Annotated in this window: 18 protein-coding genes and 1 pseudogene; 7 read left to right on the forward strand and 12 right to left on the reverse strand. The window is 45.5% G+C overall.

All coding sequences use genetic code 11. The features are described from left to right. The first annotated feature begins 286 nt into the window (after positions 1–286). From ACEW9J_RS10715 to ACEW9J_RS10725, 3 genes are all read left to right on the forward strand, one after another. Complete coding sequence (locus ACEW9J_RS10715) at positions 287–961, forward strand: HupE/UreJ family protein (protein WP_373545125.1); 675 nt, start codon at positions 287–289, stop codon at positions 959–961. Between the two features lie 25 nt (positions 962–986). Continuing rightward, positions 987–1,649: a transmembrane anchor protein gene (locus ACEW9J_RS10720; protein ID WP_373545110.1), complete on the forward strand. Its 663-nt coding sequence runs from the start codon at positions 987–989 to the stop codon at positions 1,647–1,649. A 441-nt stretch (positions 1,650–2,090) separates the two neighbouring features. Beyond that, the gene (locus ACEW9J_RS10725) at positions 2,091–3,431 is read left to right on the forward strand and encodes an MFS transporter (protein ID WP_373545111.1); all 1,341 of its coding nucleotides are present in this window, start codon (positions 2,091–2,093) and stop codon (positions 3,429–3,431) included. A gap of 35 nt (positions 3,432–3,466) precedes the next feature. On the opposite strand, the gene ACEW9J_RS10730 is transcribed toward ACEW9J_RS10725, so the two are convergent. Further along, complete coding sequence (locus ACEW9J_RS10730; RefSeq protein ID WP_373545126.1) at positions 3,467–4,162, reverse strand: type 1 glutamine amidotransferase domain-containing protein; 696 nt, start codon at positions 4,160–4,162, stop codon at positions 3,467–3,469. Between the two features lie 402 nt (positions 4,163–4,564). Here ACEW9J_RS10730 and ACEW9J_RS10735 point away from each other — a divergent pair, with 402 nt between their 5' ends. Both ACEW9J_RS10735 and ACEW9J_RS10740 read left to right on the forward strand, forming a co-directional pair. Beyond that, entirely contained in the window at positions 4,565–4,693 is a 129-nt protein-coding gene (locus ACEW9J_RS10735; protein ID WP_373545112.1) for a hypothetical protein, read from the forward strand. 57 nt (positions 4,694–4,750) lie between these two features. Beyond that, positions 4,751–4,876, forward strand: coding sequence for a hypothetical protein (locus tag ACEW9J_RS10740; RefSeq protein ID WP_373545113.1), 126 nt, complete (start codon positions 4,751–4,753; stop codon positions 4,874–4,876). A 123-nt stretch (positions 4,877–4,999) separates the two neighbouring features. Here ACEW9J_RS10740 and ACEW9J_RS10745 read toward each other — a convergent pair whose 3' ends face one another. The 11 genes from ACEW9J_RS10745 to ACEW9J_RS10795 form a co-directional block, all read right to left on the reverse strand. Next, entirely contained in the window at positions 5,000–6,238 is a 1,239-nt protein-coding gene (locus tag ACEW9J_RS10745) for an FAD-dependent oxidoreductase (protein WP_373545114.1), read from the reverse strand. A gap of 45 nt (positions 6,239–6,283) precedes the next feature. After that, positions 6,284–7,822 carry a phytoene desaturase family protein gene (locus tag ACEW9J_RS10750; RefSeq protein ID WP_373545115.1) on the reverse strand — a complete coding sequence of 513 codons (1,539 nt, stop codon included), beginning with the start codon at positions 7,820–7,822 and terminating at the stop codon, positions 6,284–6,286. Positions 7,823–7,982: 160 nt separating this feature from the next. Next, on the reverse strand, positions 7,983–8,177 hold the full coding sequence (locus ACEW9J_RS10755; protein WP_310421775.1) for a heavy-metal-associated domain-containing protein: 195 nt from the start codon (positions 8,175–8,177) through the stop codon (positions 7,983–7,985). 110 nt (positions 8,178–8,287) lie between these two features. Then, positions 8,288–8,626, reverse strand: coding sequence for a hypothetical protein (locus ACEW9J_RS10760; RefSeq protein ID WP_373545116.1), 339 nt, complete (start codon positions 8,624–8,626; stop codon positions 8,288–8,290). Between the two features lie 545 nt (positions 8,627–9,171). Next, the gene (locus tag ACEW9J_RS10765; protein ID WP_373545117.1) at positions 9,172–9,663 is read right to left on the reverse strand and encodes a DUF1269 domain-containing protein; all 492 of its coding nucleotides are present in this window, start codon (positions 9,661–9,663) and stop codon (positions 9,172–9,174) included. A 57-nt stretch (positions 9,664–9,720) separates the two neighbouring features. Further along, on the reverse strand, positions 9,721–10,020 hold the full coding sequence (locus ACEW9J_RS10770) for a DUF5676 family membrane protein (RefSeq protein ID WP_373545118.1): 300 nt from the start codon (positions 10,018–10,020) through the stop codon (positions 9,721–9,723). Beyond that, entirely contained in the window at positions 10,010–10,690 is a 681-nt protein-coding gene (locus ACEW9J_RS10775; protein ID WP_373545127.1) for an isoprenylcysteine carboxylmethyltransferase family protein, read from the reverse strand. The genes ACEW9J_RS10770 and ACEW9J_RS10775 overlap by 11 nt, the downstream gene beginning before the upstream one ends. 67 nt (positions 10,691–10,757) lie before the next feature. Then, on the reverse strand, positions 10,758–11,075 hold the full coding sequence (locus tag ACEW9J_RS10780) for a DUF2933 domain-containing protein (RefSeq protein ID WP_373545119.1): 318 nt from the start codon (positions 11,073–11,075) through the stop codon (positions 10,758–10,760). 134 nt (positions 11,076–11,209) lie between these two features. After that, positions 11,210–11,599 (reverse strand): DUF302 domain-containing protein, encoded by a 390-nt coding sequence (locus ACEW9J_RS10785; protein WP_373545120.1) that lies wholly within the window; start codon positions 11,597–11,599, stop codon positions 11,210–11,212. Positions 11,600–11,710: 111 nt separating this feature from the next. Continuing rightward, on the reverse strand, positions 11,711–12,391 hold the full coding sequence (locus tag ACEW9J_RS10790) for a DUF305 domain-containing protein (RefSeq protein ID WP_373545121.1): 681 nt from the start codon (positions 12,389–12,391) through the stop codon (positions 11,711–11,713). Positions 12,392–12,505: 114 nt separating this feature from the next. Beyond that, positions 12,506–12,856: a cupin domain-containing protein gene (locus ACEW9J_RS10795; RefSeq protein WP_373545122.1), complete on the reverse strand. Its 351-nt coding sequence runs from the start codon at positions 12,854–12,856 to the stop codon at positions 12,506–12,508. A gap of 363 nt (positions 12,857–13,219) precedes the next feature. On the opposite strand from ACEW9J_RS10795, the gene ACEW9J_RS10800 reads away from it, so the two are divergent. Together ACEW9J_RS10800 and ACEW9J_RS10805 are read left to right on the forward strand one after the other, a co-directional pair. Further along, on the forward strand, positions 13,220–15,361 hold the full coding sequence (locus tag ACEW9J_RS10800; protein WP_373545123.1) for a response regulator: 2,142 nt from the start codon (positions 13,220–13,222) through the stop codon (positions 15,359–15,361). A 273-nt stretch (positions 15,362–15,634) separates the two neighbouring features. After that, a pseudogene (locus ACEW9J_RS10805) lies at positions 15,635–16,249 on the forward strand (heavy metal translocating P-type ATPase); the annotation flags it as partial.

Here is a 16,249-nt window from a genome sequence, read left to right on the forward strand (position 1 = left end):
TCCCTGTTCGCATAGCTTCTGCCGCTTCAGCAGGACAGAGGATCGATCGGTAAATCAACCACAAGATCGTTCCCGTAGCGTACCATAGGCAATCGTACCAAAACAGTTCGCATTTCACCTCGATTTCATCCCTACTCTGGCAAACTATTTGGAAATGCTTGTTCGATTTCGCCTTGCGATCGAAAATTAGACGACTCTCAACGGAATCGCTATGTAGGAGGTGCAGACAAACTTAATGATTAAACTTATTCAACTATTCAAGCACAAGAAATATTTCCTTGCCTTAATGGGCTTGGCAATGATTTTAGCAACAATTTTGGGCCTTAGTCCCGAAGCGATCGCCCACGGTGTAACTTCTGGCGATAAGGGCTACATCCAGGAAAGTACGGGCGTGCTGCCCATCCCCTTTATCTATCTGGGTGCCAAACACATGATGACGGGCTACGATCATCTGTTATTTTTATTTGGGGTAATCTTTTATCTATATCGGCGCGAAGATGTCGCCAAGTACGTCACCTTGTTTGCCGTGGGGCATGTAATTACCCTGCTCTCTGGCGTATTGTTCAAAATCGGCATCAATGCCTATATTATCGATACCATTATTGGGTTTTCAATTGTTTATAAAGCCCTGGATAACATGGGTGCCTTCCAGCGGTGGTTTGGTTTTCAACCAAATCCGAAAGTGGCGACGCTGGTCTTTGGATTGTTTCATGGTTTTGGCTTGGCGACCAAAATTCTCGAATACGACCTACCTTCCGATGGATTATTATTCAATCTGATCTTCTTTAATATCGGCGTTGAGGTCGGGCAGCTTTTAGCACTGGGGGTAATTTTAATTGCCATCTCTTATTGGCGCAAATCGAAGAGTTTTCTCCGCCATGCCTACAACGCCAATGTCTTGTTGATGATGCTGGGATTCCTGCTGATGGGATACCAGATGACTGGTTATTTCGCATCTTAAAACTAAACTAAAGCACATAACGATCGTGGAAAATACTAATATACCTACCGATAGAGAGTTACCATCAACAGCCAAGCTGATTAAATCGACGGCGATTGCCGCAGCGACAGCAGCAGTATTACTTGTAACCGTCGTCATGCCCGCTGAATACGGCATCGATCCCACTGGCATCGGTAATATCATTGGCTTGAAGAAAATGGGTGAGATTAGAGTCTCACTGGCAAAGGAAGAGGCTCAACAACAAACTGAGGCTAAACCAGCCCAGCAAGAAGCTATAGCACAACCTGATAATTCTGTTATCGATACCAAGCCCAAACAGGGTGAAGCCAATGCGATTGCGGCACCAGCACCGACGCAGCTAGCAGCAGGTATGTTAAGTCATGAAACACAGGTTACATTGGCTCCCAATGAAGGAAAAGAAGTCAAGCTAGATATGAGTAAAGGCAATAAAGTCCAATACACTTGGGTTAGCAGTGGCGGCAAAGTCAATTATGATGTCCATGCCGATTCTAAAAAACTCAAGATCGATTACCACAAATATAGCAAAGGCGCAGAGCAAAATAAAACAGGGGAACTTGTCGCTGCATTTGATGGCTCCCACGGCTGGTTTTGGCGCAATCGGACAAGCAGTCCAGTGACTATTACGCTGAAAACTAAAGGTGAATATACCGAGATTATCCAAAAATAGTTAGTTCTCATTCCTTAGTGAGAATAATCGTTGGCGTAGCCTCTCCTGTGGAGAATCAAATAATCACAGGTCGATTGTTTTTACTAATAATTCTATGGTTAGGTTGAGAACGAACGAAAATAGTTGAATAATTTGAGCAACATTTAAAGCTTCGATCTAGATAGATCGAAGCTTTGATAGCTATTTGTTTGAAATCCGATTAAACCCGCTAACTTTTCTGATGAATTTAGCATAAGTTATTTGGCATTTGACACGACGGAGGATTGCCACCAGTTGTGCAACTCGATCGAGTTATAGATTGAGTAATCGCGTACAACCGTTAAGGTGTCGCTAACTCTCTACTTCGACTACACTCTGTCCGAGTCCGCTAACGAAAAAAAGTTGCGGTGTCATCCTAGATTTCTTCCAGAATTGTTCTAAAAAATCAACAACTAAAAACAGATGAAACAACTTCCTCAATGGCTGCAAGGATTGAAGAATCCGCTCTTTGCCAGACTGTATCTGGCTCAGACTATCAATCTTGTAGGAGACTCGCTGACTTGGGTAGGGTTGGCATTGTTGGCGTTTGAGTTAGCCGGAGAACAGGCGGGAACGGTTTTAGCTGGGGCACTCACCTTGCGGGTGACGGCGTTTGTGGTGCTGTCTCCCCTGGCTGGGGCAGTTGCAGATCGGGTCGATCGCAAACGATTAATGGTAACAACTCACTTGGCACGAATGGTTATTATCTGTCTGTTGCCGTTTGTCACTCAGATCTGGCAAATTTATGCGATCGTGCTGTCGCTCAATGTGTTTTATGCGTTCTTTGCGCCGACTTACACTGCCACTATTCCACTGGTAACGACGGAAGCAGAACGATCTGGGGCGATCGCGTTATCTAGTGCCACCTATCAGCTTTTAGGCGTATTAGGCCCTGGTTTAGCTGGTAGTATCGCAGCATTTGTGGGTACCAGACAAGTGTTTTTTCTCGATGGCATCACCTTTTTAATTGCCACTATCCTCATCGTGACGCTACCTGGACAACTGATGGTGAATCAGCACCAAAAGACAGCTAGAACCGTTAACAGAACTCTAGAAGATATTCGGCTGGGTACGGTTTGTCTGTTCGCCGATCCGCCGATTCGTTATGCACTGATACTTCAATTAGTTGCCGCGATCGCGGGGGCAGAAATTCTCGTGAATACAGTCGGTTATGTTCAAGGCGTACTCCATTTTGGCAAGATTGAATATGGCTGGGTAATGGCGGCATTTGGGATCGGGGCAACAGTAGCGTCGATTGGGTTGGGTAATTTCCAGCAGAAAGTTAGCCCCATCTTATTGACGAGTATCGGAGCCGTGCTGATTACGTTGGCTTTGTTACCTGCAAATCTCGTGAATCTGGGCGGATTACTGGTACTGTGGGCGATCGCGGGTATCGGACAAACGCTGGTAAATGTGCCCACTCAGACGTTAATAGCCGATCGAGTTGCAGTTGAAGTGCAGGGACGAGTTTACGGTGCCCATTTTGCCTGGAGTCATCTATGGTGGGCATTAGCTTATCCACTAGCGGGTTGGATGGGTAGCAATTCGCCAACGCATAATTTTTTCTACACTAGCTTAATCGGTGCTGGATTATTAGTCCTTGTGTATCTAGCTTTCAAGCCTTGGAAACTCACCGATCTACAAGGTGGACTGTGGCACGAACACGAGCATCTTCACGATGAGGAACAACATTCACACGCACATTCACCCACTCTAACTCCCCAAAGTCCGCACCATCACTTACATTTTCATCCCGAAGGTTGATTGACAAGTTATCCTTATAAATTAGGATCTGAAGATTATTTAACGGTGGTAAGCAAACTGAGCTGTTCGAGTAGTTCCTTGGCGGCTGGCTTAGAAGATGCGGGGTTTTGTCCGGTAATCAGCAGACCATCTTTGAGGACATAGGGCTGCCAGTCGGCTACTTTGGAATAATGCCCACCATTTTGCACGAGCATATCCTCGACTAGGAACGGAACGATTTCGGTCAATCCGGCTGCCTGCTCCTCGGTATTGGTAAAGCCTGTGACTGCCTTACCTTGGACGATGGGAGAGCCGTCAAGAGTCTTTACATCACGGAGTACGCCTGGAGCATGACAAACTAAGGCAACTGGTTTACCCGCTGCTAGCGTGGCTTCGATGAGGGCGATCGAGACTGGATCTTCAGCCAAGTCCCACAATGGGCCATGTCCGCCAGGGTAAAACACTGCATCGAAATCACCAGCAGCAACCTCGCTTAATTTGAGTGTGTGTGCAAGCGCAGTTTGAGCGGCGGAATCTGCCTTGAAGCGTTGCGTGTCCTTTGTTTGAGCATCTGGGGTATCGCTCTTAGGGTCGAGCGGTGGCTGCCCACCACGCGGTGAAGCTAGCGTAATCGTCGCACCTGCGTCTTTAAACGTGTAGTAGGGAGCGGCAAATTCTTCGAGCCAGAAACCCGTTTTTTTGCCCGTATTACCAAGCTGGTCGTGTGAGGTCAGTACCATTAGTATGTTCATCATGACTCCTTTAATTACTGATATTTACGAACTGACGATCGACCGTTACGCGGCGATACAACATTGTTGTCGATGACTTCACTCTTTAGTAAAACTTGGATGATTGTTCGATCGAGCAAAGCGATTACTTTCCATTTTAGGTTAAAAATATGAATAACTTATGAGGTTGATGTATTGGCGATTTATCAGTTCAAAAAAAGTCGCGGTCGATCTTTTGAAACTTATCCTAGATCGAGTTAATTAAAATTATATAAAAAATCACTCGATCGATGAATTTTAATTTCTTATTTTTAGTAGTTCTCGACCTATAGGAGTATTTCCACCACTTTATCGATACGGTGTCCGATCGGCAGTAGCAGCAACGGGGCTTTAGCCATACTCCTTGGAGATCTAAACCGCTACATGACATTATCGATCGATTCTCCACAGAAGAGGCTTCGCCAACGTCATCCAGCCACCGTACTGTCCCCGAATCTCAAACTCAAACATATCGTCCAATCTTTACCAAAAGAAGTTTTTGCTAAAGAGTGAAGTCATCAAAACAATCGTCGCAGTGACGCTAGGGATGGCAGCAATCGCTTTTGCGCCTTGGTACCTTCTTACCGACTACGGCAAGCTCACGCCATCGTCAAAGCGAACTGGGGTGAATATATCAAAGAACGTAAGTTCACTTGGGAAATGATGAAAGATATTACCGATAAATGTCATCTCTAGGAACAGAATGAATTTTATCATACCTTTCGTGAGTTTGACGCTAATAATTAGGCTTTAGCTAAACTAAAATAACTAATAAGGTGGGCAAATGTCCACCTTATTTATTATTCACGATCGATTTAATCAATGGGATAGAACTAAGGCTGAACCGACCAGTTGAGCGACTCGAAAAGCAGAGGCGATCGCTCCTTCATGCAAGCCATCCCCCAGATAAGCTCCCGCATGATAGGTGTGATTTTCGCCGTTAGTGGCAACCACTTCATTCCGATATCGAAAAGATTCAATGGTATACATTGGGGTATGGTGTTCCTCAGTGTGGATCATGCGATCTGGTGCGATTAACTCCTCTAGTTGGAACGATAAAAAATTATGCGCTGGTGTTGTAATTCCACAAAGCTGATTTAGACAGCCGTTATAACCCCAGCGACCATCTGGCTTTTGAAAAAAATCAAATTCTGAGGGTTGGGTAATGCCGTGACGGGCGTAGATGGAGGTATCTCGATGAACTATGGTCGTCACATAGTTAGCTTTCCAGGCGGAAAACCGTTTAGTTTCAGCCTCCGTCGGGTCGGCTAATAACGCCATCACTTGGTCGGGGGGCGTAGCGAACACCACTTTATCGAACTCCTGAATTTCACCTGTAGAGCGCATGATTTTGACACCATCAGGACTTCGGACAATTCGATCGATCTCAACATTCAGCACGATCTCACCCTTAAATCGCTCCAGGATTTTTTCAATATAAGTATAAACGCCACCCTTAACCCTGACCCAGTTGACCGCCAGATAGTCGCGTAAAGTCGGAATCGCCAACTCTGCTGGAAAATCATCAATCAGTTCAAATGGGATCGAATAGCTATACATCACCACCAGCTTCAGCCAAGTGTCGCGGATCTCAAAGCCGTTTAAGTATGCCGACAGCGGCCGATTTGCGAGATCTGGCAAGTTAGCAAATTGCGTTCTCAACCACAATCCAACGGAACGGGCATAGATGGCATCGAGGCGTAACTTTTCGATCAGCCCGTGTAGACCTGCGAAGTTCTTTTCGATCGTTACTGCCGATAGAAAGTGGTTGCCATCTTTGAGAAACATCGCCGAACCAATATTGACGGGTTCTATTTCTACATCTAGATCTTGCATCAGCGCGATAAAGTTGTAAAACACAGTTGGAAATTCGAGCACTCCAGCTTCCAATACCTCATCGCAAGCGGACTGATTGGGTTTGACGTTCTTGTTCAGTGTCCGAATGTGTCCGCCGAGGATGGGCTGTCGTTCAAACACGGTGACATGATGCCCCTGTTTATCAAGTAGATAGGCTGTAGCCATGCCACTGGCTCCACTTCCAATTACAGCAATTCTCATAGTTGACTCCTAAATTGATGAATGTAAGTAATGTGCGATCGTTCCTTAGTTGTCGTCTAAAATCACGTCACCGGATAATCGTTGATACAGTATTGCTCCCGTCCAAACTGTGCCAGCAAAGCCTGGATAGCCAGATGAGGCATTACAGAAATAGAACTGGTTGAGAGAAGTTTCGTGATTCAATCGCCCTAAACCGACATTGCGGGGGGTCAGAATGGAACCATAGGAATTCCCTTCAGGACACCAGCAATAGCGTTCATTGGTAGTCGGACTACCTGTAATATCGAAGACCATGTGTTGCCTGAAATTCGGTACATAATGTTTTTCCACAACATCGAGGATCGAATCTAAAATCTCTTGCTTTTTCTGCCTGTAAGCTTTGGGATCGCTCTCCCGCAATTGTTTAAAGTAGTCATAGTTAGCGACGGTGAGGAATTCGACAATCTGGCAATCCTCTGGGCAATCCCGACTCGCTGTTGTCATCAAAGTGGGTGTGGTGATGGCAAAACTTGGATTAGAAAAGTCATGACGATCGTACATTTGCGCGAAGGCTTCATTCAGATCTTCATGTCCTGTATGCGACAGATTCCACTTGCCAAACCCATAGTCGCGGAGGTCGAGATCTTTGACAACACAATACGCCATGTAGTTGGATGCCGAATATTCATAGTCGAGTTTTCGGCGCACCTTTTGGGAGAACTTTTCCTCACCAATCATCTTCGCGGCTCGTTGAGGATCGATATTGCAAATCACCGTATCGCCCGTAAATTCAGCGGTTTGATGGGTGGTGAGATCCATCGCCTCAACTCCCGTCACCGTTTTATCTGTGAGTCTAAAATTCGTGACTTCATGGTTGAGCAGTACTTCTCCCCCATGTGATTCGATGACCTTAACCAACGAATTAATTACATCCTCAAAATGCTGAGTTGGGTAAAATGCCCCGGCTTGATAACCCCTGAACAATGCGACCCAAGCAAAGAAGGAGAGTTGATTTGGTGGTAGTAAAAAGTCCAGCCATTGTAAAGCTAAAAGGGTCTGTGCAGCTTGGGGAAGCTGGAATTTGTCAAATACATCTTGAAGCGTACTATTGACGTTTGAGATGGCACTGAACGCTGCTTGGGGATGCTTGAGTAGTTCGATCGGATCGATCGGCGGAGCAACTATTTTTAAGCCTGCACCAGTTTTCTCGACTTCATTCACAAATTGGCTAATCTTATCGCCATGTGCCGGAAACAGCGCGGATAATCGCTGGATCAGTTCGGCTGGTTCTGATGGAATATCCATTTTATAACCGGGCATTCGCATATGGTCGAAACCATTTGGATCGTAACGTTCAAAAGTTACTTCCTTATCTAAGTCCAGTTTTTTGAGTACTTGGTTGACAGTTTGCCCTTCACCACAGCTCCAAACGTAGTGAAATTGAGCGTTAAACGTATACTTTTTAGCCATCGTAAATGTGTGCCCAAAGCCGCCTGGATGCTCGTGAGCTTCGAGGATTTGCACGGTCTTACCAGAGTTTGCCATCAGAGCACCAAAGGTCAATGCTGATAAACCACTGCCGATAATCAGGTAGTCTGGTTTCATAAAAGAGTTCCTCGCAGGGTAAACATCTTTAGGCGTTGGCGTAGCCACGCTTCGGCAGAGCCGACGCTTTACGAACGAAGCAGGGAATAGTGCCTGTAGCCTGAGACTTTGATATCCAGTAATCGGCTCTGAAATTGAACTCAAAGCCAATTACAACAGCCTAACTAGGGCGATAGCCAGCCTTGGTCATTGCTGCCTTAATTGTTGCTTCAGGAGATTGAGTTTCTACCGATACAGTCTTAGTTTGCGGATCGGCCTGAACAGTGGCATTAGCATCAACTGTTTTAATCGCGTCAGTGATGGTGCTGACACAACCACCACAGCTCATATTGGGAACTTTTAATTGTAGTTTCATTGTATTAAATTTTGATATTGGGGTGGTTTAGTTAAGAAGAATGTTGTAAAGGAGCAGTAATACTCTACCTTTTTAGAATACGATCTAATTATGAGGATGTTATGAGCGATTCAAAACTCTTCAACACTTTCCGTCTTGCTGTTTAGACAGTAATCTCTACAATCAACTGCTTGCTCAGTCAGTGCAGTTTCTGGATGAAGCGCACACTTGAGATAGTGATTATCACTAAAATATCGACAGTGAAAACACGGAGTTTTGGGAGGAGGCTTGAAGTTAGAAAAACGCTGCCGACCCTTGGGAATGCAAGCATAGATGAAAATACCGATCGTCCAAAATATCACAAAGCTAATTATCACAAAAGCTGTGTCAGAGTCAGTAAAAATTTTAATTCCTTGCTGGTTTGGCGGAAATGAAGTAGATGGTTGAGTTATTATCGATTTTGCTGCCATTTGCGTTCCTTCCCGAACTATAGAATCTCTTGTTAGAACGATCTAAAATAAATGTTCAGCGGGTTAAAATTTTGGTGTGGTTACTTATTAAAAATGTTTTGAACGATGCTCCTCCAAGAGAGGTTACGCCAACTGGCAGTACTCTCCTTTTCAATCCGTTGCTCTTTCCTGTGCGGGCAATAATCTCTACAATCAACTGCTTGCTCAGTCAGTGCGGTTGTTGGGTGTAGAGTACACTTGAGATAGGAATTATTGCTAAAATATCGACAGCGAGGACATGGAACATTGAAAGGCAGTTTGAAGCTGGAGGAATGCTGCTTTTGCTCGTAAATACAAACATAAATTAAAGCAGCGATCGTCGAAAGTATCATAAGGCCCATGACGCTCTGGAAAGCTACATCCATTTCAATCTTTCGGTGGCTTGGCGGCAGTGAATTAGATGGCTGAATTGCGATCGATCTTGATATCATTTGTATTTCCTCTGCGAAGATAGTATCTCTTATCAGAGCAATTCACGCTGACAAGAGATTTCTTGAAGTTATGATTTATCCTGCTGCACTTTTCGTAAGAGCCGCCTGAAGTTTTGCCTCATCGACATGGGATAAAGAAGTGCGGAGGACTTTTCCCTCAAACTTGCTCAATTCGTCCAAAACTTTATCAGGAGTCGATTTTCGCACTAAAATAAAAAGGGCGGAGGTGCCGGGTTCGATCGTATCGCCCAACTCTCGAATAAAGTTGTCATCAATACCGATATCCGTTAAGGCACCAGAAAGGGCACCCACGGCTGCGCCAAAAATTCCCAGCAACGGTTCAAGGAACATCAAGCCGATTAATAAGCCCCAGAAGCCGCCACTTAATGCACCAGAAGCGACAAGTTCTTGAGATTGTTTAACTCTGACTTTACCGTCTTGGTTTCTGAAGACAATTGCTGCATCTTCTAGATCGATTAAATAGTCCAGTTCGAGTCTTCGGAGAGCAATTAATACTTCATCTGCCTTAAATTCGTCTGGAAAGCCAATTACAATTAGGTCGCTCATAGTTTCCTCTTTCAATGATGGTTTGTGTTTAATTTCTATCTCGATCGAATTTGTTTATCAAGACACAAGACGGTTGTAAAGTCGAGCCATAAATACCGCATATAATCCGTTGCCCACAGACCAAATGCAAAGACCCGTAATTAAACTACCCCAGCCGACGCTGCGGACAACATTAATTAGATCGGCATGGAGAATATAGCCAAACAAAATCGTTGCAACTCGTGGGTCAAAGGCAATAAACAGCATACAAAGTATGTAGACGAAGGTTGTGGTGAGGACTAGGGATCGCACACTCAATCTCATGACTGAATAATTACGCACTCGATTTTCTTCACTGTGATAAGTACTATGGGTCATGATGAGGCTCCTGTGAACGAGTTAGTTTTCTGGGAGTGGTGCGACGACCCCACGGGTTGAACGCGGGGGTGATGGAGGCATAACGGGTATACTGTTCGCCAAATTCGGCTAAAGCATCGCGTTCTTCTTGGTGTGCTAAATGGATGTACATCGCAACCAAAATCGGGAACATAATCAATGTCAACAGAGTGGGCCATTGAAACAAAAAGCCCAACATGATGACAATGAAACCGACATACTGCGGATGGCGAATTGTGGCATAGGGGCCTGCCACCGCCAATGTATGACTGCGTTGAGCTTTGTAGAGAACTTCCCAAGCACTGCCTAAGTAATACAGTCCTCCAAAAATTAACACGCTACTAAAAAGGTGAATCGGATTCCAATGAGGATCGCCTCTCCATCCCAGTAATGTCCCCCACAGATGTCCGGCATCGTGGGAGAAGATGTTGAATCCTGGATAGCGGGTTTGCAGCCAGCCTGAGAGTAGGTACAGTGTTAAGGGAAACCCATACATTTCTGTGAATAACGCCACGATGAACGCTGAAAATGCGCCGAACGATCGCCAATCTCTAGCGTTACGCGGCTTGGTGAAACTCAAGGCAAAGATGATAAATATCAAAGAATTAATAATTACTAATCCCCACAATCCATAAGTAGGAACGTTATTCATATCATTCATAATTCGATTCCTCTAAATAGATTGAATAAATGGATTTGCTAACGTCCAAATAACGTTTTCAGCGAGGTGGGTCATTGTTACCATGTCCCCCATGTCCCCAATTTGGTCGATCTTCTCTACCAGAGATTCTTCGATTGTCACCGTTATTACCGCCATGCCCCCCATGTCCACCGTGCATGAATAAGTGCATGATTACAAAGATAAATAGCAACGAGAGCGGGAAATAGCCGCCTAAATGTGCCCAATGTTCTGTAACTAAAAAGTACACAATAATTCCGACTGAGACAAGGAGCACGATTTTAATCGGCACGCTGAAACGGGGTGGCAGCCCATTACCGTCGGGCTGCGGCTGATTTGATGAACCATGTTGGTGCATATAGATACCTCTTGGCAAATAGAACAAATCTCAATTTCTGTCACGATCGGGAGAGTTGACGATCGAATGTTTTATTAACTTCAGGACTAAATAATTTCCAGCCTTTTAGTAAGTCAGATATCGCGACACAAATTTCAATCTTCTAGACGATCGATCGCTTCCTTGAGCTTGACTCTTACCTGTTCGGAAATCTCTTTGAGTGTTGTATTTTCAATTGCTTGCATTGATGCGATAGGATCGATCGCTGTAATTTCGACTCCGTTTTCTGTCTGTTGCACAACTACATTGCAAGGTAACATCGTGCCGATTTTATCTTCTATTTGCAATGCCTGATAAGCAAAGGCTGGATTGCAAGCACCCAGAATTTTGTAGCTCTGCATATCTACATCCAGTTTCTTCTTCATCGTGACTTGGACATCAATTTCGGTAAGGATACCAAACCCTGATTGCTGCAAACTCTCGATCGCTTTTGCAGTAGCTCGATCGAAAGAAGTATGCAAAGTTTTACTAAAGTAGTAGCTCATAACTTGGTTTCCTTTTTAATGCCGAGCAGGACTGGTCGATAATTTGAACTTGTTTAACAGATTGCGATCGCTACCGAAATTGACGATCGCTCTGTTAGATAAACTAGATCGTCAATTCCAGGCTTGCTGCCATCCTTGCATTTTGGCAATTTCAGCATTTTGAGATTTGACGATCGATTTAGTTAAAGTACGGATCTGTGAATGAGCAGCGCGCTTCGATGCCATCTGAGCCATCATTACCGCCATTTGATGATGGGGAATCATTTGCCGGACAAATTCCTTGTCAAAGTCCTTGGCTGTTTTGAGTGCATCGATGTCCATCTTCATGTTCATCATGCCCTGACCCATACCTTGACCCATGCCCTGACCCATGCCTGAGCCTGTGCCCTGACCCATGTTTGAGCCTGTGCCCTGCCCTTGATTGTGGTGATCTCCCATCATGCCCATGTCGGTCATTGAATGTGCGGGGACTGCTGTGCCGTACCACTGTTTGTACCAGGTACGCATCTGTTGAATTTCGCGAGTTTGTTCCTGTTTAATCGATGCAGCTAATTCCTTAACTTCCGATCGTCTACCACGACTCAAAGCCAGGTCAGCCATGACGATCGCGTCTTGGTGATGCGGAATCATCATTTCGATAAAATGTCGATCTACTCGCACCGATTTCCGTTGTTGCGAATTTCCCGATGCAGGTAACGACTGAGCCTGTTTGCTGTTAGTAAAGACTAATCCAGTAACAGTAAAACTATTAAGTAACCCGACTAAGCTATAAACCAAAAACTTCTTATTCATAAATTCACCCGATCGAAAGGACAATTTGGTCTTCTATCTTTTAGACTACGCTTAGACTATGAGGAACTTATGAGCGAATTAAAGCTTGAATTAGATGAAGTGAAGATGTCAAAGTCAATGATGAGCGTCGGCAACTCGTTCGGAGAAAGTTAATAAAAAGGTAAAGTTCGTCACTGCTTTTACAGAATGGAGGGCAGTAGCAGGGATAAAAACAAAAACACCCGCTTCTAGCATGAGATCTTTGCCTTCAAGCGTCAGTACGCCCTGTCCTTCGATCGCATTCACCGTGGCATTATGAGGGGCAGCATGTTCGGCGATGTGCATTCCCTCCGCCAGCGACATCAGCATATATCGGCAGTTGGCATCTTCCAGCAAGATCTGGCTATTGACTCCAGTTTCGGGATACTCAATTACATCCACCCACCGAATTGCGCTAGTTTTCAATGACATTGTGGTTGTGGTCATGAGATTACCTCCTTAGTGGTGCAGACAAGTCCTGAAATAGTTACTGTGCAAAGACAATGATAATTTGTAGGAAAAAGGGGTGAAAGTGTGGCTCGATTGTTTCTGCTAAAACAATCGACCTCATTTAGAGGACGATTTAGCATAGCGGCGGCTTCACCAACAAGTTCCTCTATGCTTTCAGATTACGATCGGACTATGAGGAAGTTATGAGCGATCCAAAGCTTAACGTTTTGCAAATATTTTCCAAATTTTAGACAATTAGCACTTCATTTCATCTGAATTTCATCTTCGCCAATTATTGTTAAAAGTATGCTTAACCCCTCAATCTAATTAACGTATTTAGCCTATAAAGGAATAAACCTGATGAAAATTTTGGTGGTAGAAGATGACGAAGCAATTGCTGAGGTGCTTGCTTGTATGCTCGCCACCGAAAATTACACAGTTGAAGTTGCTAACGATGGAGAGGCAGCTTGGGAACTGATTGTGGTTTATGAATACGATTTACTCTTAATCGATATTACGCTGCCTCACCTGGACGGAATCAGCCTCTGTCAAAGAATCAGAGCGCACGGCTATCAAGTGCAAATTATGCTGGTTACGGGGCGAGGCAGTAGTCACGACCAAGCGATCGGGCTAGATGCAGGTGCCGATGCTTACATGACCAAACCGCTTGACCCAGAGGAATTGATCGCTCGAATTCGAGCCTTGCTCCGCCGCGAAGGAACGGCTTTTTACTCTGTGCTGGAGTGGGGTAATTTGCGGCTCGATCCAGCAACTCGTGAAGTCACTTATGCAGAGCAACAGCTATTCTTGAGTCCCAAGGAGTTTGCGATCCTAGAGTTTTTCGTGCGAAATGGTCGCCGCGTTTTTACTTACAGCACGATCTTGGATCGACTCTGGGCGTATGAGGAGACTCCCAATGTGGATGCCGTCAGAACTCATATCAAGGGACTACGGCAGAAACTTAGGAGGGCTGGTGCTCCCACAGATGCGATCGAAACGGTGTATGGATTGGGTTATCGGCTTAAACCCTTGGCATCTGTGGCTGACTCGTTGGCGGAGCCTATCGGGACGAAAATCGATCCAAATCAACCAGCGACTCAACCAATTCAACAACAAATCCTCGATGCCTTATCCGAACAGCAAGAAATCGATCGAGCAACGGACGACTTAACGATCGATCTGTTCGATCGCCAACAGCCGCTATTTACCGATGAGCGGCCACTGTTATTGATTATCGATCCCGATCGACAACTAGCCGAACAGTTGATGAATGAAGCAGTAAATTGGGGCTTTCGGAGCGCGATCTCGACGACTCTTGCCGCAGCCGAACTAAAAATCGAGCAAGATGCACCCAACGTCGTGCTACTCGACCCCGACATTACACATCCCACTACAGATAGTTTAAAACTGCTGGCAAAGCTCACTCATCAGACTCCGGCAGTGCCAGTCCTCGTTTTCACCAGTCACGACCGATTAACCGATCGACTAGAAGTAGCCCAACTCGGCGGACATAGTTTTTTAAGCAAACCTTTACCCCTGGATCGAGTCCTCAAAGCCGTCGCTCAAGCGGCGCAACAAGCTGAAGCTGCCAAGCAACGAGTGATGGTGGTCGATCGAGATCCTCAGATTTTGGCAACTTTGAAGGGGTTGCTAGAACCTTGGGGATTGAGTGTGACAACGCTCAACGATCCACAACAATTTTGGGAAACGCTGGAATCCTGCTCGCCGGATCTGCTGATTCTAGAGATGAATATGCCGATCTTGAGTGGGATCGATCTGTGTCAGATCGTCCGCAACGACTCGCGATGGGGCAGTTTACCCATTATATTTTTGACAACCCATCCCAATATCGAGACAATCGATCGAGTCTATTCGGTGGGTGCAGATGACTTTGTGAGCAAACCGATTGCGGGGTCAGAATTGGTCAGTCGCGTCATCAATCGCCTAGAGCGGATCGAACTCCTACGGAATGCTGCTGAGATCGATCGATTGACCAAACTCTCCAATCGCCATAAGTCCACCCAAGACTTAGATAAATACCTGCAACTTGCGGCTAGACAGAACCTGCCGCTCTGTTTAGCAATTCTGGACTTAGACAATCTCAAGGCAATTAACGAGCGTCATGGATACAGTACTGGCGACATGGTGATGCGGCAGTGGGGACAGTTGCTCCGGCAGACTTTTAGGCAGAATACAGTGATTGCGCGGTGGGAGGGCGACGAATTTGTAGTCGCTTTGTTTGACACGACCAAGGCAGAGGGGATTCAAAGACTCACGCAGTTACTCGCCACACTCCAGCGCAGACAATTTGTTGCTCCAGAGCGAACTCAATTTCGGATCGCCTTTAGTGGGGGAATCGCTCAATATCCAGATGATGGTACCGATTTACCGACTCTTTATCAAGCCGCAGCCGCAGCCCTGCATCAGTCTAAAGTTGCTGGGTGTGCCTGTATTTCGGCTGCGGGCGATGCTCAGACTGTTAACAGACCAACAGAACCTTAATCGTTCCTGTGTTCTTATTCTGACGAATAATCCTTAAAACACAAGCTTTTCTAACTTGCTCATAAGTTTCTCAGATTGTTTTCTTATAGTCAAACTGGGTATGTAAGGATTGTGGCATCGATCCAGTCATTAGCATCGCGCTCATTCTTGGCGTTGACAGTGGTTTTGTGGATCGCAGAATTCTAGTGACAATCCTTTAATCGACGATCGGGAATGCCCTGAAGTCTATTGCCATCGATCCAAGGCATCACAGCAAACTAGGAGGATTCATCGATGAGACACGACCACAGTCAACACGAACAACACCCACCAGCTCCATCTGGTGGGCACCAAGAACACGAACGACCACCTCAAAGAAATCAGTCTAATCCCGACCCACATGGCAACCATAATGGTCACGATCGGGCCGAACACGCTGGGCATGATGAACACGCTGGGCACGATAAACACGCCGGACACAGCCCAGAGATTTTCAAACGCCGCTTCTTTATCTGTTTGGTGCTAACGCTACCTGTGCTTTACTTTGCGCCAATGTTTCAGGATTGGTTTAATTACAAAGCAATCCAGTTTTCGGGTGTCGAGTGGGTGATTCCCATTTTTTCAACAATTATTTATTTCTACGGTGGCTGGGTTTTCCTGAAGGGAGCTTGGTTTGAACTCCAGAGTAAAATCGGCATGATGACTCTGGTTGCGCTAGCTATCACCGTGTCGTTTGTCTATAGTCTGGCAGTAACTTTCGGAGTGAAGGGAGATTCTTTCTACTGGGAACTGGCAACCTTAGTCGATATCATGTTGCTCGGTCATTGGATGGAAATGGCTTCGGTGAAAGGAGCCAGCAATGCGCTCGGAGAACTGGCGAAATTAGTACCTTCTGTCGCTCACAAGCAG

The organism is Chamaesiphon sp. (assembly GCF_041737865.1).
In the GTDB taxonomy this organism is placed as follows: Bacteria; Cyanobacteriota; Cyanobacteriia; order Cyanobacteriales; family Chamaesiphonaceae; genus Chamaesiphon.